Source organism: Ruegeria sp. B10 (assembly GCF_056539825.1).
Genome location: NZ_JBQFVP010000006.1, coordinates 107,332 through 125,179, shown reverse-complemented (window position 1 = coordinate 125,179; position 17,848 = coordinate 107,332). Strand labels below are relative to the sequence as shown.

Annotated in this window: 17 protein-coding genes; 13 read left to right on the top strand and 4 right to left on the bottom strand. The window is 53.7% G+C overall.

From position 1 onward, the window contains the following. The first annotated feature begins 165 nt into the window (after positions 1–165). Genes ACR0J4_RS10080 through ACR0J4_RS10065 form a run of 4 tightly spaced genes read left to right on the top strand, consistent with a single transcriptional unit; the run spans position 166 to position 4,247 of the window. A complete protein-coding gene (locus ACR0J4_RS10080) occupies positions 166–1,404 on the top strand; it encodes an oligosaccharide flippase family protein (protein ID WP_170747318.1) in 1,239 nt (412 codons plus the stop codon). Next, the gene (locus tag ACR0J4_RS10075; RefSeq protein WP_170556231.1) at positions 1,401–2,315 is read left to right on the top strand and encodes a glycosyltransferase; all 915 of its coding nucleotides are present in this window, start codon (positions 1,401–1,403) and stop codon (positions 2,313–2,315) included. The genes ACR0J4_RS10080 and ACR0J4_RS10075 overlap by 4 nt, the downstream gene beginning before the upstream one ends. Before the next feature lie 20 nt (positions 2,316–2,335). After that, positions 2,336–3,322: a glycosyltransferase family 2 protein gene (locus tag ACR0J4_RS10070; RefSeq protein ID WP_170556230.1), complete on the top strand. Its 987-nt coding sequence runs from the start codon at positions 2,336–2,338 to the stop codon at positions 3,320–3,322. A gap of 13 nt (positions 3,323–3,335) precedes the next feature. Beyond that, a complete protein-coding gene (locus ACR0J4_RS10065; RefSeq protein ID WP_170642961.1) occupies positions 3,336–4,247 on the top strand; it encodes a glycosyltransferase family 4 protein in 912 nt (303 codons plus the stop codon). 505 nt (positions 4,248–4,752) lie between these two features. Here the strand turns inward: ACR0J4_RS10065 and ACR0J4_RS10060 are convergent. The 3 genes from ACR0J4_RS10060 to ACR0J4_RS10050 are packed head-to-tail and all read right to left on the bottom strand — an operon-like array spanning position 4,753 to position 6,762. Then, entirely contained in the window at positions 4,753–5,811 is a 1,059-nt protein-coding gene (locus ACR0J4_RS10060) for an adenylate/guanylate cyclase domain-containing protein (protein WP_170642960.1), read from the bottom strand. After that, positions 5,808–6,197: a DUF1987 domain-containing protein gene (locus ACR0J4_RS10055; protein ID WP_170642959.1), complete on the bottom strand. Its 390-nt coding sequence runs from the start codon at positions 6,195–6,197 to the stop codon at positions 5,808–5,810. Before ACR0J4_RS10055 ends, ACR0J4_RS10060 begins: the two co-directional genes overlap by 4 nt. Positions 6,198–6,207: 10 nt before the next feature. Further along, positions 6,208–6,762, bottom strand: coding sequence for a SiaB family protein kinase (locus ACR0J4_RS10050; RefSeq protein ID WP_170642958.1), 555 nt, complete (start codon positions 6,760–6,762; stop codon positions 6,208–6,210). Between the two features lie 120 nt (positions 6,763–6,882). Between ACR0J4_RS10050 and ACR0J4_RS10045 the strand changes: the two genes are divergently transcribed. From ACR0J4_RS10045 to ACR0J4_RS10035, 3 genes are all read left to right on the top strand, one after another. Next, positions 6,883–7,260, top strand: a complete 378-nt coding sequence (locus ACR0J4_RS10045) for a hypothetical protein (protein ID WP_170642957.1) — start codon at positions 6,883–6,885, stop codon at positions 7,258–7,260. 100 nt (positions 7,261–7,360) lie between these two features. Then, a complete protein-coding gene (locus tag ACR0J4_RS10040) occupies positions 7,361–8,752 on the top strand; it encodes a SpoIIE family protein phosphatase (RefSeq protein WP_480668468.1) in 1,392 nt (463 codons plus the stop codon). Positions 8,753–8,855: 103 nt separating this feature from the next. Continuing rightward, positions 8,856–9,563 (top strand): IS6 family transposase, encoded by a 708-nt coding sequence (locus tag ACR0J4_RS10035; RefSeq protein WP_170642955.1) that lies wholly within the window; start codon positions 8,856–8,858, stop codon positions 9,561–9,563. 232 nt (positions 9,564–9,795) lie between these two features. Here ACR0J4_RS10035 and ACR0J4_RS10030 read toward each other — a convergent pair whose 3' ends face one another. Then, the gene (locus ACR0J4_RS10030) at positions 9,796–10,437 is read right to left on the bottom strand and encodes a TetR family transcriptional regulator C-terminal domain-containing protein (RefSeq protein ID WP_170642954.1); all 642 of its coding nucleotides are present in this window, start codon (positions 10,435–10,437) and stop codon (positions 9,796–9,798) included. Positions 10,438–10,630: 193 nt separating this feature from the next. Here ACR0J4_RS10030 and ACR0J4_RS10025 point away from each other — a divergent pair, with 193 nt between their 5' ends. The 6 genes from ACR0J4_RS10025 to ACR0J4_RS10000 all read left to right on the top strand — a co-directional run bounded on the left by ACR0J4_RS10025 (position 10,631) and on the right by ACR0J4_RS10000 (position 17,842). Continuing rightward, positions 10,631–11,494, top strand: a complete 864-nt coding sequence (locus ACR0J4_RS10025) for an ABC transporter permease (RefSeq protein WP_170642953.1) — start codon at positions 10,631–10,633, stop codon at positions 11,492–11,494. Further along, positions 11,491–12,285, top strand: a complete 795-nt coding sequence (locus ACR0J4_RS10020; protein WP_170642952.1) for an ABC transporter permease — start codon at positions 11,491–11,493, stop codon at positions 12,283–12,285. Before ACR0J4_RS10025 ends, ACR0J4_RS10020 begins: the two co-directional genes overlap by 4 nt. Before the next feature lie 20 nt (positions 12,286–12,305). Further along, positions 12,306–13,421 carry an ABC transporter ATP-binding protein gene (locus ACR0J4_RS10015; RefSeq protein WP_170642951.1) on the top strand — a complete coding sequence of 372 codons (1,116 nt, stop codon included), beginning with the start codon at positions 12,306–12,308 and terminating at the stop codon, positions 13,419–13,421. Next, on the top strand, positions 13,418–14,473 hold the full coding sequence (locus ACR0J4_RS10010; RefSeq protein WP_170565520.1) for an ABC transporter substrate-binding protein: 1,056 nt from the start codon (positions 13,418–13,420) through the stop codon (positions 14,471–14,473). The genes ACR0J4_RS10015 and ACR0J4_RS10010 overlap by 4 nt, the downstream gene beginning before the upstream one ends. Positions 14,474–14,567: 94 nt before the next feature. Further along, on the top strand, positions 14,568–16,634 hold the full coding sequence (locus ACR0J4_RS10005; protein ID WP_170642950.1) for an oxidoreductase: 2,067 nt from the start codon (positions 14,568–14,570) through the stop codon (positions 16,632–16,634). An 8-nt stretch (positions 16,635–16,642) separates the two neighbouring features. Continuing rightward, positions 16,643–17,842, top strand: a complete 1,200-nt coding sequence (locus ACR0J4_RS10000; RefSeq protein ID WP_170642949.1) for an aromatic ring-hydroxylating oxygenase subunit alpha — start codon at positions 16,643–16,645, stop codon at positions 17,840–17,842. Positions 17,843–17,848: the final 6 nt, after the last annotated feature.

Sequence of the window (17,848 nt, the reverse complement as noted above, 5' to 3'; positions counted from 1 at the left end):
TACAGCAGTGTCTTGGTGTGCGTCAGACCGGCATCGGGATTGCCGTTTATCCCATTCGGATAGGTCGCTCACCGGATGGTTCGACCAACTGTCCGCCCGCGTCTGGGACAGGGATGTCGCGGCTAATTAGAACTGATCCCAACACTGTTTTGGACATTTGACGACATGACTCAGCGATTGGCACATTCCGGTTTCTTGCGGCACTTGCTGGCCTATGCGGTGTCCGAAGTGGCTGCAAAGGCGTCGCGTCTTGTGGTCGTTGTTGTTTTGGCCCGCAGCCTCAGCCCCGAGGCGATCGGTCTGGCTGCTGCTGCTCTTGCAGCGGGGGATATACTCAAGGCGCTGACCGAAAACGGTGTGGGGCAGAGGATCATCCAAGCCCCGCAGGCCGAGTTGGAACAGCGCTGCAACACCGCGCATCGTATTTTCTGGGTCTGGTGCGGGACGCTGTTTTCGCTGCAGCTGGCTATCGCTGCGTTCCTCTACGCGATAGGGCACGAGATGCTGGCGCTGCTGCTCGCCATTCTGGCCGGAGAGTACCTGTTCATGCCCGCCGGTCTAGTACAGGCCTCGCTTGCGATGCGTGAGGGCAAGCTGCAGCAGACCGCCGCCATTGCCGGAGGGCAGGTGGTTGGAGCGAATGTCATGGCGGCGCTACTGGCGCTGCTCTGGGCCACGCCGCTAGCTTTGGTGCTGCCTCGCTTGCTGGCTGCACCGATCTGGCTGGTCCTAGTGCGCCGCCTCCGCCCTTGGGCGTCGGACACCAAACAAGGATTTGCTGCCCTTCGCCCCTTTGTTGGCTTCGGCTGGGCTGTTCTGGGGGTCGAGATCGTCAAAGTTCTGCGACTGCAGGGCGACAAGCTTGTCGTCGGCGCGATGTTGGGGGCCGAGAGTCTTGGCATCTATTTCATGGCTTTCAACGCCGGGCTGGGCTTGGCGACATCGTTCACGCAAGCCTTTTCAATCGTTCTTTTCCCACATCTTTGCGCAGCCCCGGACAAAACCAAGGCGTTGCGTCACGGGCTCGGCACGTCCCTCCTGGTGCTGAGCCCGCTGGTTTTGCTGCAAGCGGCGCTTGCGCCGGTCTATGTGCCGCTGCTGCTGGGGGCCGAGTGGCAACAGATTTCGCCGGTAGTCTCGGTCTTGTGCCTTGCCGCGTTGCCCAGCGTCATCTGGTCCGCCGTGGCGGGCTGGCTGCGGTCCGAAAACCGCGCGATTACCGAGCTGCGGGTCAGCGCGGCCCTTGCATTCGCACTGATCCTCAACACCGCGATCATGGCGCCGTTCGGGCTGATGCCAGTGGCGATCGGATACCTGCTGACCAGTACTACCCTGATGCTGACCGCCTCTTGGGTGTTGTTGCCACGGGATCACAAAACAACAGAAAGGTTCGGCTACCAATGACCCGCTTTGCCATCATCGTACCATTTCACACCGACGCAGACACAATCGTCGACACGCTGACCAGCATTCGCACACAAAGCTTCACGAATTGGGAGGCGATCTGCGTTGGCGACCGTCCCTCAAGCGCGTGCCTGTCCATCGTGCTGGACCACGTCGCGCAAGACCCCCGTATCCGGGTCGCGAGCAGCCCTTTCGATGGCCCAAGTGCCGCTCGCAACTATGGTGCCGAGCTGGCCAGGGGTGACATACTGGCGTTCTGCGATGCGGATGATCTGTGGCACATGGACAAGCTGGCGCAGCTAGACGGAGCCTTCCAACCCGCGTCGACGGATGCAGTTTTTGGGCAAATCCGGTTCTTCACCGATCAGCCCGGAGATTCTCAGACATGCTCGACCGTTCCAAGTGCAACGCTGACCATTCAGGACCTGTTGGCTGAGAATCCTGTCTGCACCATGTCCAACCTTTCAATCCGTCGTGAAGTCTTCCGCGCAGTTGGCGGGTTGGACACGAGCACGGTGCACAACGAAGACTTGGAGCTGTTGATCCGCCTCGCAGGTGAAGGTTTCACCATCAAAGGGGTCGATCAGTTCCAAGTCTGGTATCGCACCAGCGTCGGGGGCTTGTCCTCGGACTTGAACGCAATGCGCGCTGGGCGGGCCTACGCGGTCAAATCAGCCGCATCATATGGCGTGTTCCCGTCGCGGTCGTCCGAGGCCGTCTATCTGCGCTATCTCGCCCGCCGGGCGTTGCGGTTGGGGCATCAGGGTCAGGCGCTGTCTTACACAGGCAAAGGCTTGAGTCTGCATGCGCGCAGTTTCCTGCTGCCCCTGCGCCGAGGACTGCCCACCGCAGCAGGGGCCGCACTGGCCCCGATCCTGCCGCAAGCGATCAAACGCGCGTTGTTTTCATGAGAATTCTGAAGGAGATCACCATGCCCACAGCATCCATCGTCGTACCCGCCTACAACGCCGAAGCAACCTTGGCCGAAACGCTCGCCTCGTTGCAGGCGCAAACCTATGACGATTTCGAAATCATCATCGTCGATGACGGATCGCAGGACGCGACCGCCGGGATTGCCCGCACGCACCAATGCGACCCGCGCGTACGACTTGTGGGGCAAGCCAATCGCGGGCTGGCGGGGGCCAGAAATACCGGCATCGCTGCCGCGCGGGGTAAATTAGTCGGCTTTTGCGACGCCGACGATCTGTGGATGCCCGAGAAGCTGGCGGCTCATGTTCACCATCTCAAGGCCGAACCGGACGTGGGGGTTAGTTACTCCGGCAGTGCCTTGATCGACGAAGCGGGGTGCATGATGGGGATCAAACAAGCACCCCGCCTGAAGAATGTGACCGCAGCACATGTTCTGAACCGCAACCCGATCGGCAACGGATCGGCGGCCGTTGTTCGAAAGACAGTGCTGGAGGCTTTGGCCTACCGCCCGAGCTTTGAAACCGAGCGGGATTGGGTCTTCGATGAGACCTTCCGGCAGTCCGAAGATATCGAATGCTGGATGCGGCTGATGTTGAAGACCGATTGGCAGATCGAAGGTGTTCCGGGGCTGCTGACCCACTACCGGATCAATGCAGGCGGGCTTTCGGCGGCTTTAGATCGCCAGTTGGAAGCGTGGGAGAGGATGGTCGCGAAGCTGCGCCCGCTGAACCCTGAATTCTTTGCCCGGCACGAACCCTCGTCCCGTGCTTATCAGCTGCGCTATCTGGCGCGGCGGGCTATCACCAACCTCGATCGGGACAAAGCTTGGGAGTTGTTTGCACGCAGCGTCCAGGAAAGCCTCCGCCCAGTGTTTGAGGAACCTATGAAATCGTTCAGCACTTTCGCCGCAGCCCTTGTGTTGAAAACGTTTGGACCCGGCCCGATCACCCGGCTGGGACAAATGAAATCCAAACTGCAATCGATCTGAGAGAGGCGTCATCATGGAACAGAAAAAGATACTCCACCTGGTGGACGACACGACAGCGGGCGGCGTGATGCGGATGCTCGACCATCTTTTGGCGCAATCAGATCTGTCCAAAACGGTCGATCAAAAGGTGTTGAAGGTCAAACGGACTGCATTTTCTTGGGGCAAACTGAATGCGGATGTCATCGTGTCCCACGTCGTACCAAGCTGGAGAAGCTTACCCGCGTTCTCGGCGCTTCGCGCAATGCATCTGGACACTCGACTGGTCCATGTCGAACACAGTTACACCCGGGCATTCACCACTCTGAATGTCCCACACAAACGTCGGTTCTTTGCAATGCTGAGGGTGATCTATTCCTTCTTCGATCAGGTGGTCGCGGTCAGCCATGCGCAGTCGGACTGGATGAAGGAACGACGCCTGGCTACTTCGGAAAAGCTGATCGTCATTCCTCCAACCGTTGATCTTGAGCGCTTGTCACGAAAGGCGATACCTCCCAAGTCAAGGACCACAATTGGTGCCATCGGGCGTTTGGAACAGCAGAAAGGGTTCGACATCCTGATCCAGGGTTTTCGGTCAACCCGAACGCCGGAGGCGCGCTTGTTGATCTTTGGCGAAGGCGGTCAGCGTTCATACCTTGAGGCGTTGGCAGAGGGTGACCCGCGCATCGAATTTAGGGGTCATGCCAAAGATCCAGCAAAGGCTTATCAAGCCGTCGATATCATTGCGATTCCCTCGCGTTGGGAGGCTTATGGACTTGTGCTGGACGAAGCGCTTGCCGCGAAGCGCAATGTGATCGCCAGTAAAGTTGATGGGTTACGTGACCGTGAAGGAGATACGAGAGTTTCATTCTGCAACCTTGACCCTTATGATTGGCGACTTGCGATCAATAATTTTCTGTTTTCCAACACTATTGAGAAAAGCAGCTGAATCAAAATTTGACACTGGATCTTTTGCGTTTTTGCCGAGCCATTCGCTGCAAAATCAATTGTGATTTCAAAGAAATTGCCTGAGTCCAGCTTTGCGTTTTGTGCGCGAGCTTACTTAGCGCAGTACATTTTGGTGCCCTCTTTGGACTGCGAGCGGTCATTGCCTTGTGCTAAGTGGACGGCAGCTATGTCCGCTTAGCGGTCGTTCAGTCAAATTTGTCGTGCGTCTGCTTCGAACCCGATGCAGACACTCAGTTGACTTTAACCTATTGCCCGGCGGTGAACGATGGCTCTGAGTTCAATCAGCTATTTTAGTTTATCCGTACTAAGAACTTGACCGATTTGAAGCCGATCACTTGGGAGTCCTCATACTACCAAATGGCTGATTGGAAGTCTCTTTTTAGAAAGTTTCCACAATGCTAACTTGCAGCGGCCCAAAAAGCTTTGTGTACGTGAGGTTCGAAGTGTTATAATCGGTGCAACTTTTAAGCCAATCCACTCACATCTCAGGCATCGTAGCCGCGGATTGATGCAAGCGCTGATTTCAATATTTCCGCGCTCTCGGCGCGCTCGTCAGATGTCATGGAGTTTGGGTCGAAAAACAACTGAAAGTTCGGCTTCCTGTACGTAACCTCTTCGGGGCGTGATTTCGCCCCCTTTCGACCCAAGACACGATACGTAATGACGGGTTGAGCTACCCCCTTAACCCGGATGGGCCCAACCTCTTCGGTCTCTATTTCTTCGTTGACGTGAGCCCAAGTCTCGTAAGAAATCAAAATCTCCCCTTCGTCGGCATGGTGCTCGAGCCTTGAGGCAACGTTCACAGCCCCACCAATAATGGTGTAGTCCATACGGTCTTCACTTCCAAAGTTTCCCACCGTACAGAAGCCTGTGTTGATACCAATCCGACATTGCAACTGTTGCCATATTCCCTGATGCCTCCATTCGGCTTGCAGTTCGGTCAGCCTGTCTCGCATTGCGATTGCCATTCTCACGCACGCTAAGGCATCTTCCCGCACCCCATTAGTCTCTGGATCGCCAAAGAAGACGAGGATCGCGTCACCGATGAATTTATCTATTGTCGCGCCGTGGGCCAGAGCGACTTGTGCCATCTCGGTCAGGTAACTGTTCAGAAGTTGCGTTAAGTCCTCCGACTCCATCTGATCTGTGAGCTCTGTGAACCCAGCTACGTCCGAGAAAAACACTGTCAGTTTCTTCCGCTGACTGGCGAGCTTAACTTCCTGCCGACCGGAAAAGATTGAATTATAGACTTGTGGCGATAGGTATTTTGCGAGCTTTCCTGACAACGCCTCAAGCTCTTGGTTTTTCCGGGTAACTTCCTCGGTTGCGATGCGCTGATTTTCGGCCAATGCATTCAGTTCCCGCTCGTTACGATCGCTCAATCGCATCATTCGTCGCGTAGTTCGGAGCAGTTTCCTGTATTCTTCAATAAGGTTTTTAATTGAGTTACGCGTCTCTAAATTAGAGAATTGACCGCGGTTCAAAGTTGCTTCCGCGACTTCTAAAGCCTCTTTCTCTCGGGCGAAAAGATCGTCGATGGTCATCTAACGAACAACTTCTTCAGCGTGAATTTTGCGTACTTCAGATCTTCTCCAAACTCTTCGCCAAGCTCTTCCATGGTTTCGTCTTCGGGATCATGAAACCAGCAAACTTCGACGTTTTTCCCCGCCTTTGCGGCGGAGTCCAAAAGCTCCATTAGCATCATAATCGCCTTAGCGCTGGAGGAGTTGAAATAAATGAGTTCGAAATCAAAGCGACAGTCACGACTTGAACCTTCTGACAACCACCTTTTCAGAGCATCAAACAAGGGGTTGAAGAAGGTCGTAACGTCCTCTGGATAGGACTCTCCAATCAGCCTGAGGTGGCCCGCGTCAAAATCAAACGCCACCGTCGGAGTACGGTTTGTTGCCGGGATTTCAATATTTTGCATAAGTCCCCTCTTAAACCGTTGCTTTGAGTGCGAAAAACGCGTGCTTGTCGTCAATTCGCATAAAATCAAACTCGATTGGTCTTGACGCTCGGCGCGCAATTTCGATTAACCCGATGCCCGCGCTGTTGCCGACAGAGACGGCTTCGGATCGGAGCTGGTCCTTATACGCGGCCTTGAGTTCATCTCGACTCATATCACGCAGTTCTGAGAGACGGCTTCGCATGGTATCGACGTCGTTTAAGAGGATCAGATTCCCAGCATGAACGACATAGTTGCCAGCTTCGTTCCCGATGGTCAGGATGCCGTAACTTATGTCCAGCACCTCAGCCTCACCGTCAGCAGGCAGCCGTTCAACCGAATATCTGATGATATTCTGCATTTGCTCTACAAACACCGCGAATACGCTGCGAAGCGTTTTGGTGTCCGCATCTTCTGACACCAACTTCTGCTTCAATGCATCGCCAACACCACTAAGAATACCCTCGGTTACATACCCGCTGTAGGCAAAAACAACGCCTTGTCCGCGCAGGTTGGCACGTAGTTCGTAGACTTCGCTTGCAAGCATTTGTTCCCCTTGATCATGCTTGGGTAGCACCAAGTTCAATCCAGGCCTTAATATCATAAGATACACATTTATGCATTTTTAGTGTATCAATTATGCAGGATTACTAGTGTGGAGGTTAGCATGATTAGGCTATTTTGTGTGGTCGCTGTGATACTATTGTCCGGTCCGGCTGCAGCGGCCGACATTCCGACTGAGGTTAAGGCAAAGCTTCAATCCGCCATGATCGCGCATGTCGATGGCGTTATGGTCGACGGTGCCTACACTTATCTGGACACGACCACCAACGCGATTGAAACCGTATACCCTGCAAACGTTCACCCCATGGTTATTCCTGCGGGAAATGACTATTTCGTCTGCTCTGAAATGATAACTGAAGGCGGCGACACAGTGACCGCAGACTTCTTGGTGCGTGAAGTTTCAGGTGACTACAAGGTTGTACAGATGATCGTAAATAACCGTGGCGCTCTTCAGGCCGCGATGAAGAACATCGGAAACTAGATGCCTAACACTGTAGAGGCGTTTAGTGCGTAAACTCAGGAACTTTGTAAAGCGGCGAATTTTTCTAAAGCATATTCTGACGACCCTCCTGATTGGGGGTATGTTGAATGCCGTTGTGCTTCTTTTCTACTATGAATTCAAAAGGCAAGCTCAAACGGATCAGGTTGCCGCGGAAATGGCAACGATTGCCAATCGTATTGCGCGCCCGTTGGCTGAATTGGTTGAAGCAGGGAACCTTACCCAAGCGAAGAGCCTGCTGGCCGTCTATTCGGGTTTTCCTTACGTAATTTGCGCTGAACAGAAGCTAGAGCGAAGCTCAGAAACACTGGCTTCCTGGCCTGCCATAGGTTGTGACCGGATAAAAAAATCTGGTTTGGATATCATCGTTTCCGTTCCGACGGTTGCAGGGCCGACTACGATGTTGGCGCGAATTGATCAGGAGATCCTGAACAACGAGCTACAAACAGAAGTGGGAGTTGTGGTTCTTCTGGGAATTCTCGGAGGATTCGCGTTGATCTTAGCAGGCGCTGCTGCATTTCTATGGCTTATCAACAGGCCTCTCAGCCAAATGTTGAAAGCCATTGAACGGTTCGAGCTATACGATGACCCGCAGACGGTTCCATACCAGTCGGAAGATGAGATTGGCAAGGTTGTTCAAAGCTATAACTCTATGCTGGATCGGGAGGTCGAGCGCGTAAATGCAATCCGTGATGGTCACCGCCAGATCGTCGATAGTGTAAACTATGCCACGCGGATTCAGCAAGGTTTGTTGCCTACGACAAGTTTGTGCCAGACGGCCTTTGCAGATTTTGCGGTCAAATGGGAACCTCGCGATATAGTTGGCGGGGACATCTACTGGGTTAGATCCGAAGGTCGGATTTCGACGCTCGCCGTAATTGACTGTACTGGGCACGGCGTCCCCGGTGGCTTCATGACCATGCTGGCAATCGCAACTCTCGAGCGGCTTTACTTTGAAAACGATACGCTCAGTCCCGCTTCGGCTTTATCGAAGCTGAGCGACTTGACCCGCGCGCTCCTAAATCAGGACACTAAATTCGCGACTTCCAATGACGGCATGGACGCCGCTATTTGCCAGATCGATTCAAGCAAAGGGATAGCTAAGTTTGCAGGGGCGCATATGTCTTTGTTGGTTAAATCGACGGCCGGAGTCGATCGAGTCCGGGGTGACAGACAGAGCATTGGGTATGTGGACACCCCAAATGAACCAGAGTTCGTCGAGCACAAAATCCAATTGGACAAAGCCACAGACCTGGTTATCTCCACTGATGGTCTAATCGACCAATTGGGTGGCAAAAAGCGTTTAGCCTTCGGTATTCAAAGATTAATGGCGATAGTTGAACAAGATAGTTGGTCAAATTCGGAAGAGCTTTTAAAGGCCATCGACGCTGCGTTCCTAGACTATATGAAGAATGAAGAGCGTATGGATGACTTGACAGTGATTGCTTTTCGCCCTGTGTCAAAAATAGACTAAGTCTTTTTTTGCGGCAAACTTAGGGTCGCCAGACTATCGTCATAACGGTCTTGTCAGAAGAACTTTGCTTGAGCGGGGCAGGGCGGTTGCATAGCATTTAGGAATGACCAGACCTGCCTCCTTCAAGTACTTCAAAACCAGCCCTGAGATCATCCGCCTTGCGGTGATGCTGTACATCCGATTTCCGCTCTCGCTTCGGAATGTCGAAGATCTGTTGCACGAGCGAGGCATCGACGTGAGCCACGAAACAGTCCGATATTGGTGGAACAGGTTTGGTCCAATGTTTGCAGCTGAAATCCGACGAAAGCGTTGTCAGCAACTGCGTGCGTTCTCCAGATGGAAGTGGCACGTGGACGAGGTTTTCGTAAAGGTGAATGGCAAGCGACATTATCTGTGGCGGGCTGTTGATCACGAAGGTGAAGTGCTGGAAGCAGTTGTCACCAAGCGCCGAAACAAGGCTGCAGCACTGAAATTTCTCAAGAAACTGATGAAGAGACATGGTTGCGCAGAAGAGATCGTCACAGATCGCTTCGCTTCCTACAAGGCTGCGCTCAGAGAAATGGGCGCGCTCGAAAAACAACAGACGGGCAGGTGGCTCAACAACCGAGTCGAGAATTCGCACCTGCCGTTTCGACGACGCGAACGCGCGATGCAGCGTTTCAGGCGCATGCGAAGTTTGCAGAAATTCGCTTCCGTCCATTCCTCCGTATACAACCACTTCAACCAGGAAAGATCGCTAAGCAGCAGAGATACATTCAAGCTGACACGCACCGCCGCTCTCGCCGAGTGGCGTCAACTTTGTTCCGGGTAGGCTCGCGGTTTCCGCGGCAAACTGAGACTGGTTCGAATTTGTCTGACAGCACCAGCAGCAGATAGGTGCGCGGTTTTCGCAGCAAACTGAGACTGGTTCAGAATTTTTCTGACAGCACTTGGCAGCTTCTTCAATTGTACTTTTTGCGTCCAATGTGCGCTGATATCATGTTGACTGGAAGATGGGTATTGTCCACTTCTAAAGCAGCCAGATAGGAAACCTGTCTCAAGCTTTACTCAGACAACAAAGCGCCGCTCAGGTCAAAATGCTTAGGGAACATCGCCCGCAGAAAACGAAAAACAATTCTCATCGCTTCGTCGCGGTCAAATGAATTCGGGTGGAGTAGGTAATCGGTCCACATGCCTTCCAGCATGGCGAGTGTGCCGTGTGTAGCGTCCCTAGCAACTTGATTAGGGTGTTCGGTTCCGGCTTCTTTCGCAATTCGAGCGAAAGCGTTGAAAACTAGGTTCCGAAGCTTAGCGTCGCGGGTATCTGAAAACGCAGCGATTGCTGCTCTGTTTCGGGCCTCGCCTCGAAACGCGTACCAAATGGAAACGTTTTTCTTATTGAGAATGGTTTCACTTAAGTCGCCCCGAACAATCATCTCAATATGTTCCTGTCCGGTTTGCCCGGTCTTTTCCAATAAGTCATAAATTCCGTTGTAGTATTGTTCGGATGAGTAGCGGGCGGCTTCGTCAACCAAGTTGTCCTTGCCACCGAAATGAAGATGAATCATGCCACGGGACAACTCGGCGCGTTGAATGATTTCGCTGACGGAGGTCTCGGAAATCCCTTTTTCTGCGACCGAGTCGAGTACTGCCTCGATCAGGGAAAGGCGGTTTCGCTCGCGTATTTCTTGTCGTCTTCCAGTCATTGGATCAGGCGGCTCTGTTTGTTTTCAGTGTCTTGCGGTGCCTTCTAGCGGCCAGTGTGAAATTGGCCATCCCCGGTTGCGAAATTATCAGTTGACACAACTAGTCCAAAAATTCCAGATTTAAATGGACGATTGTCCATTTTGTGATCGACATGGTCGCGCCGCCAAAAAAAGCAAAGTTCAGCAGGGAAGCATGGCCGGAGTACTACGAAGTGAAACGGGCAAGGGCCTCGCACTGAGCGCACCTGCGACGTTCTACGTCGGTCTGCTCGTCGCCGTGCCGCTTTGCATTCTCGTCGCATACAGTTTTTGGACCCAGAACTATGTCGAGATCGACCGGACCTTGACTTGGGCAAACTACCAAGAGGCGTTTACCGACCCATTGGTTCGACACCTAATGTTCCGTTCGGTCGCAATTGCAGGCGCGGTGACATTGGCAACGGTTTGTCTGGCCTATCCGATTGCATACTTCATCGCGTTTCGAACAAAGAAGAAGACCCTCTGGCTGTTGCTGATCACTATTCCCTTTTGGAGCAGCTACCTTCTGCGCGTGTTCAGCTGGAAACTAATCCTTGGCTTCAATGGGGTGTTGAATTCTGCGCTGATTTCACTTGGTTTGATACAAGATCCGCTGACATTCTTGCTCTACAACGAATTCGCTGTTGTCCTTACGCTCGCCCACGCCTGGGCACCGTTTGCTATCCTGCCGATCTATGTATCGCTTCAAAAGATCGACCGCAGCCTATTGGAGGCTGCAACCGACCTTGGCTGCAACAAGCTTGAAAGGTTCGTTCGCGTGACACTGCCTCTGACGGTGCCGGGGGTCATTGCGGCCTGCCTGATCATTTTCATCCCAACGGTGGGCGATTACGTCACTCCGGCCTTAGTCGGTGGATCGCAGGGCAAAATGGTGGCGAACTTGATCCAAGTGCAGTTTGGTGCCGCCAATAACTGGCCGTTGGGTGCAACCCTGTCTCTTCTTGCCATGCTTTCGGTCGGCTGCGTTGCAATCCTGTTCGTGGTGGTCGTCACCGCATTGGGCCGGAGGATCAGATGACCAAGGCATTTCGTTTCTCATGGTTGCTGGTTTATGCGATTGCCTATCTGGTGTTTCTCTACCTGCCGGTTTTGCTATTGCCACTGTTTTCGTTCAACGACGGAACTATCGTAGCCTTCCCCCTAAAGGGTTTCACGTTGAAGTGGTACGCACAGTTGGGGCAGCAGGACACGCTGTTACAGGCTATGGTAAACTCGTTGATCGTCGGCAGCGTGACTGCCCTGATGGCAACATCTCTGGGTCTCTTCGCAGCTCGCGCTTACGTTCGGTATCGTTTCACGGGGCGTGAGTTGTCTGAGGGACTGGTCATGCTTCCACTGGTCATTCCCGGCATCATCGTGGCCAGTTCGATGCTGGTTCTGTTCATCAGCATCGGTTTGAAACCATCGCTGGCCACCGTGATCCTTGGGCATGTGTTCGTGGCGTTGCCATTTTCCGTGTCGATCATGAAATCTGCGTTTGACGATTTCGACCAGTCCTTGGAGGAGGCTGCATTCGATCTTGGTGAAAGCGTCGTGGGAACGTTTCGGCGTGTTACCCTCCCAATCGTAGCGCCGGGTATTGTCGCCAGCCTTTTGGTCACGTTTACGGTGTCGTTTGACGAGTTCGTCCTGGCCTTTTTCTTATCCGGGAACAGCCCGACATTGCCGGTCTATATCTGGAGCCAGATCCGCTTCCCGGCAAAATTGCCCAACACGTTGGCCCTAGGATCGCTGCTTTTGCTGTCCTCGGTGCTGCTGTTGTTGATCGCCGAATATTTCCGCCGCCGTTCCATCCAATCGTCAGATTGAAGCCAAAGGAAACGAATAAGATGAGCGAACAGAACATCATCGAAATTCAGGGCGTCGAAAAACGCTTTGGTTCCTTTGTGGCTGTGTCCGATCTGAACCTGACCTTGAAAGAGGGTGAGTTCTTTTCGCTGCTTGGCCCTTCGGGATGCGGCAAGACGACGGCTTTGCGCATCATCGCGGGTTTTCAAGATCACGAAGAAGGCGAGATCCGGATCGATGGTCGAACGATGGGAGAGGTGCCTGCGAACAAGCGTCCCACCAATATGGTGTTCCAAAGTTATGCGATCTTTCCTCACCTGAATGTCGGCGACAATGTTGGCTTCGGATTACGCAAGACCAAGCTTTCGCGGCAGGAAATTAAAGAACGCGTTGCCGAGGCGCTTGAGATGGTTGAACTGGGCGGCCTGCAGGACCGTAAGGCCAACGAATTGTCGGGAGGTCAGCGGCAACGAGTAGCGCTCGCCCGCGCACTCGTCATGCGACCCAAGGTTTTACTGCTAGATGAGCCTTTATCTGCGTTGGACAAGAATCTGCGCGAAGCGATGCAATTGGAAATGCGCCGCCTTCAGCAGAAGCTTGGAATAACTTTTGTAATGGTCACGCATGACCAGTACGAGGCGATGACCATGTCCGACCGTATTGGCGTCATGTTTGGGGGGCAGCTCAAGCAGGTGGATAAGCCAGAGGTCCTGTATTCCCAACCGTGTAACCGGGAAGTGGCTTCTTTCATCGGTGGAATGAACTTTCTGGATGCCGTAGTGACTGCAGAGAATGCTGAAACGTTTGAAGTCAACGTTAAGGGCTTAGGGAAGATGGAAATCGGGGTGAACCCCAACGTCCAGGTGCATGACAAGGAACTTCTTGTCGGCGTTCGTCCTGAGCAATTGGAAATCAGTGCGGAAAAGCCGGATGGGTACGATGCTCTTGTTCAGGGCGAGGTTTCGGACGTCGCCTTTTATGGAGAGAGTGTCCACTATTATGTGCGCGTCGATGGTCTGAAAGACAGTATCGCCGTCGCAGTACCAAACTACTTTCACACGGTCGATCACACGCGCGGCGATACCGTCTGGCTTGGCGTTCAAAGCGCCTCGGTGATTGACTTGGGTAAACGTGAATCTTTGGGAGGAGACAAATGAATAAAACAGCATCACTTATGGCAGCAGTAGTTGCCACCTTTGCCGCCAGCCAAACTCTGGCGAACGCCGCTGATCTGACCGTTTTTGACTGGTCCGGATATGAGGATCAGGGCTTTTACGGCGACTATGTCGAAAAATACGGCGGCGCGCCTAGCTACACCTATTTTGGCAGCGTGGAAGAAGCGTTCACAAAGCTTCAGTCCGGTTTTGAAGCTGATTTGGCCCATCCCTGCACGGATGCCCTGAGAAAGTGGGTAGCGGCAGACATGATCAAGCCGATTGACACCAGCAAGCTGGAAAACTGGGACAAGCTGATGCCCAAGATCAAAGAGGTCGATGGCATCACCATTGATGGGCAGACCTACATGGTTCCGTTCGAATGGGGCAATACTGGTCTTATCTATCGAACAGATATGATTTCGGCAGATGACGTTTCGCTGCAATTGCTTGCCGATCCTGCATATCAGGGCAAAGTCGCCATTCCGGACGCCGCTTCCAGTGCCTTTGCAATGGCGGCATTGGCAACCGGCGCCTCCAGCTATACCGATATGAGTGACGAGGAATTCCAAAAAGCGGCGGACTACCTGCGCGCGATTCATCCGAACGTGCGCTTTTATTGGTCTGACGCCGGCCAACTGGATCAGGCAATTGCCAGCGGTGAGGTCACGCTGGGTTGGGGATGGAACCAATCGGAACTGAACCTGATCTGGAACGAAACGCCAGCGGTCATGATGCGTGATGTAGACAAAGGTATCGCGACTTGGGTCTGCGGCTATGTGCATCTGAAATCTGCCAAGCAGTCGGATGAGCAAGTCTATGACATGCTGAACGCGCTCAGCTCTGCGGCAAGCGGTAAATACATTATTGAAAGCTGGGGTTACGCCCACGCCAACGAAGACGCTTTTGCACAGGCAGACCCAGAGCTGATCGAAACCTACGGGTTTTCGGATGTGGACAGCTTCTTTGAAGGCAGCCTGTTCTTTGACGCTGTTAACCCCGAGCTGGAGGCCAAGATGTTGAAGGAATTCGAGCGCATTAAAGCTGGCTTCTAAGGGCACTCTTACAACACACCCGGGAATGGTGGGGAGGTAGAAATCCTTCCATTCCCACGAACCAATTTCCAATTTCCTTGGAGGAAGCGCGGCAATGTCAGGCGCTGACGAGTATTCTGTTCTCTTCGAACCGGTCAAGATCGGGCCAGTAACGGCTCGAAACCGGTTCTACCAGGTGCCCCACTGCAATGGTTTGGGTCATTTGCGACCTCAGGCCGAAGCTGCCATGCGGGCGATGAAAGCCGAGGGCGGTTGGGCAGTGGTGTCTACTCAGGAGGCCGAGATTCATCCGACTTCGGATTTGTCTCCTTATTCTGAAAACCGAATTTGGGACGATCAGGATATTCCCGCACTGCGTCTGATAACCAACTCAATTCATGAGAAGGGCTCGCTCGCGGCAATCCAATTGGCGCATAACGGGCACCATGCCCAAAACCACCTGACCCGCGCGCCTCTGCTGGCCCCATCAGAACTTGTCTTGCAGACTCCATACCCGAAACAGGCAAGGGCAATGGACAAGGCTGACATTCGAGAATTTCGCAAGTGGCATCGCGCGGCGGCTCGTCGTTCGCGCGAAGCCGGGTTCGACATTGTGTATGTCTATGCGGGGCATCACATGACATTGCCTCATCATTTTCTGCTGCCACAGTTCAATGATCGGACGGATGAATATGGAGGTTCGTTGGAGAACCGGGTGCGACTTACCCGCGAGCTTCTGGAAGAAACCAAGGAAGAGGTCGGAGATGATTGCGCCATTGCCCTTCGGTTCGCGGTTGATGAAATGCTCGGGTCAGAGGGGATGCAAGCGCAGGAAGAAGGCCGTGCAGTAGTCGAATTGCTGGCCGAGCTTCCAGACCTTTGGGATGTTAATGTGGCGGATTGGAGCAACGACTCTGCTACGACCCGGTTCGAGCCCCGCGACGGCTTTCAGACCTCATATATCGAGTTCGTGAAACAGGTGACTTCTAAGCCTGTTGTGGGCGTCGGGCGCCTTACGTCGCCGGACTTGATGGCGTCACTGGTCAGGAAGGGCATCCTTGATTTTATCGGCGCGGCGCGACCATCCATCGCCGATCCGTTTCTGCCCAACAAAATTAGGGAAGATCGCATCGAAGAAATACGTGAGTGTATCGGTTGCAATATCTGTGTTTCATCCGACTCTCTCGGCGTCCCAATACGCTGCACTCAAAACCCGACTATGGGTGAAGAGTGGCGGAGGAATTGGCATCCTGAGATCATTGAGCGTCGGGTAAACGAGGAAGCTGCGCTTGTTGTCGGCAGCGGACCAGCCGGACTTGAATGCGCCATGCAATTGGCGCGGCGGGGCTACGAGGTAACTCTGGCGGAAGCAAAGCAAGAGTTCGGCGGCCGTGTGATGCAGGAAGCTGCCCTGACCGGGCTATCCGCTTGGAAGCGCGTGACAGATCACAGAATCTACGACCTGCAACAACGCGGGAACGTTCAACTGTTCACCGACAGCCGTTTGTCAGCAAGTGAGGTCATCGAGTTGGGTATACCGAACGTCTTTGTTGCAACCGGCGCAAAATGGCAGCGAGACGGGCGCGGGAAATCTGCATTTCACGGTGTATCAATCGGTTTAGGTTCTCAGATTTTCACTCCGGATGACATTGTGGCCGGAGTCATGCCGCAGGACGGCCCGATTGTGGTCTACGATGATGATCAAGCCTATCTCGGTGGAGTCTTGGCTGATCATTTGGCTCAGGTTGGGCGAGAGGTTGTCTTTGTAACGCCGGCCTCAATAGTTTCGCCGTTTACCGAATTGACGTTGGAGCAGACTAAAGTGCAACGCAGTCTGTTGGAAAAAGGCGTTCGTCTGAACCTGTCCCAGACCTTGGCCGGTATCGCGCCCGGCCAGGCGACATTGCAGTGCGTCTACACGGGGCGAGAGAACTCCATTGAATGCAGCTCTGTGGTACTGGTGACGCAGCGAATGCGAGAAACCACTCTTTACGACGAGCTTTGCGGTTTGACGGCAAGTCCGCTGAAAACGTTGGAATTAATCGGAGATGCCGCAAACCCCGGCTTGATCGCGGATGCTGTATATTCGGGTCACATGGCTGCCCGGAATTTCGAACGTAACGCGGACGACATCGACCGTGAATTCTTCCGCCGGGAAGTCATTTCCCTTGAGTCTGCATGAGGTGCGCAATGCCAAAAGATGACCTGCAAGTAATGCGCGATTTGATGGACGCGCAACAGGAAGGGTTCGCCCTGCCTCGTCACTTCTATACGTCTCAAGCAGTATACGAGAACGATATCGGCGCGTTCTGGAACCGTAACTGGATCTGGGTCGGCCATGTTAGTCAGGTCGCAGAACCGGGGGACTTTTTCCTGTTCGACTATGGGCCCGAGTCCATCATCATCGTTCGGGATCGCGAAGGTGAGGTGCGCGCGCATCTGAACGTTTGCCGCCACCGGGGATCGCGGGTTTGCATTGAACGGAAAGGCAAGGCACGCAATTTCATCTGCCCCTATCATGCGTGGACTTTTGATCTGAACGGCAAGCTACGAAACGGGCGTTCAATGGGGTCGAATTTCGACCCGGGCCAATACGGATTGCTCCCGGTTCAGGTGAAGATATTCCAAGGTCTGATTTTTGTCTGCGCAGCTGAAGACGCCCCGCCGCTAGATGCTGCGTTGGTGCAGTTGGCCCCACTGTCAAAACCGTTCGAATTTGAAAACCTGAAGGTCGCTCATGAAGCCTCATACCCAGTTCCAGCAAATTGGAAACTGGCTTTGGAGAATTACCTGGAATGCTACCACTGCGCGCCGTCTCATCAGGACTATTCGCGCAGCCATTCGTTGAAAGACCCCGCTCAGGTTCTGGAGTTCAGCGGCGCACTTCATGAGCGGATGAAAGAAGCCGGAGTGCCCGTTGAGGAGCTGGACCTGACCGGAGATAACGCGCTCGCCCCGGGTGCAGATGTCTATTGGCGCCGCTACCCGCTGTTTCCCGGCTATTTGACCGGTAGTAAGGATGGCGCTTCGCTGGCGCCGCCTTTGGGTGAACTGAAAGGTCACGATGGCGGTGCCACCGATCTGGGGATCGGGACGCTGAACTACTTCCTTGTTTATGCAGATCACATGGTTGGCTACCGGTTCGTCCCACGCGCGCTGCAGGAAACGGATATTCAAATCGTCTGGTATGTGCGCGGCGATGCTGAAGAAGGTCGGGACTATAACAAGGATGCCATTACATGGCTCTGGCATGTCACGTCGCTCGATGATGAGCGGATCATCCGTCACAACCAAGAGGGCGTGAACTCCCACCGCTTCGTGCCGGGACCGCTGTCCGAGATGGAATGGAGCATTCCGGGTTTCTATCGCAATTACTTCAGCATGATCTGACACGCT

Coding starts and splice junctions, on each gene's coding strand:
- ACR0J4_RS10075 (WP_170556231.1), top strand. CDS start 1,401: ATGACCCGCTTTGCCATCATCGTACCATTTCACACCGACGCAGACACA.
- ACR0J4_RS10045 (WP_170642957.1), top strand. CDS start 6,883: ATGATTAGGCTATTTTGTGTGGTCGCTGTGATACTATTGTCCGGTCCG.
- ACR0J4_RS10025 (WP_170642953.1), top strand. CDS start 10,631: ATGGCCGGAGTACTACGAAGTGAAACGGGCAAGGGCCTCGCACTGAGC.
- ACR0J4_RS10000 (WP_170642949.1), top strand. CDS start 16,643: ATGCCAAAAGATGACCTGCAAGTAATGCGCGATTTGATGGACGCGCAA.
- ACR0J4_RS10010 (WP_170565520.1), top strand. CDS start 13,418: ATGAATAAAACAGCATCACTTATGGCAGCAGTAGTTGCCACCTTTGCC.
- ACR0J4_RS10030 (WP_170642954.1), bottom strand. CDS start 10,437: ATGACTGGAAGACGACAAGAAATACGCGAGCGAAACCGCCTTTCCCTG.
- ACR0J4_RS10035 (WP_170642955.1), top strand. CDS start 8,856: ATGACCAGACCTGCCTCCTTCAAGTACTTCAAAACCAGCCCTGAGATC.
- ACR0J4_RS10055 (WP_170642959.1), bottom strand. CDS start 6,197: ATGCAAAATATTGAAATCCCGGCAACAAACCGTACTCCGACGGTGGCG.
- ACR0J4_RS10080 (WP_170747318.1), top strand. CDS start 166: ATGACTCAGCGATTGGCACATTCCGGTTTCTTGCGGCACTTGCTGGCC.
- ACR0J4_RS10065 (WP_170642961.1), top strand. CDS start 3,336: ATGGAACAGAAAAAGATACTCCACCTGGTGGACGACACGACAGCGGGC.
- ACR0J4_RS10070 (WP_170556230.1), top strand. CDS start 2,336: ATGCCCACAGCATCCATCGTCGTACCCGCCTACAACGCCGAAGCAACC.
- ACR0J4_RS10005 (WP_170642950.1), top strand. CDS start 14,568: ATGTCAGGCGCTGACGAGTATTCTGTTCTCTTCGAACCGGTCAAGATC.
- ACR0J4_RS10050 (WP_170642958.1), bottom strand. CDS start 6,762: ATGCTTGCAAGCGAAGTCTACGAACTACGTGCCAACCTGCGCGGACAA.
- ACR0J4_RS10040 (WP_480668468.1), top strand. CDS start 7,361: ATGTTGAATGCCGTTGTGCTTCTTTTCTACTATGAATTCAAAAGGCAA.
- ACR0J4_RS10015 (WP_170642951.1), top strand. CDS start 12,306: ATGAGCGAACAGAACATCATCGAAATTCAGGGCGTCGAAAAACGCTTT.
- ACR0J4_RS10060 (WP_170642960.1), bottom strand. CDS start 5,811: ATGACCATCGACGATCTTTTCGCCCGAGAGAAAGAGGCTTTAGAAGTC.
- ACR0J4_RS10020 (WP_170642952.1), top strand. CDS start 11,491: ATGACCAAGGCATTTCGTTTCTCATGGTTGCTGGTTTATGCGATTGCC.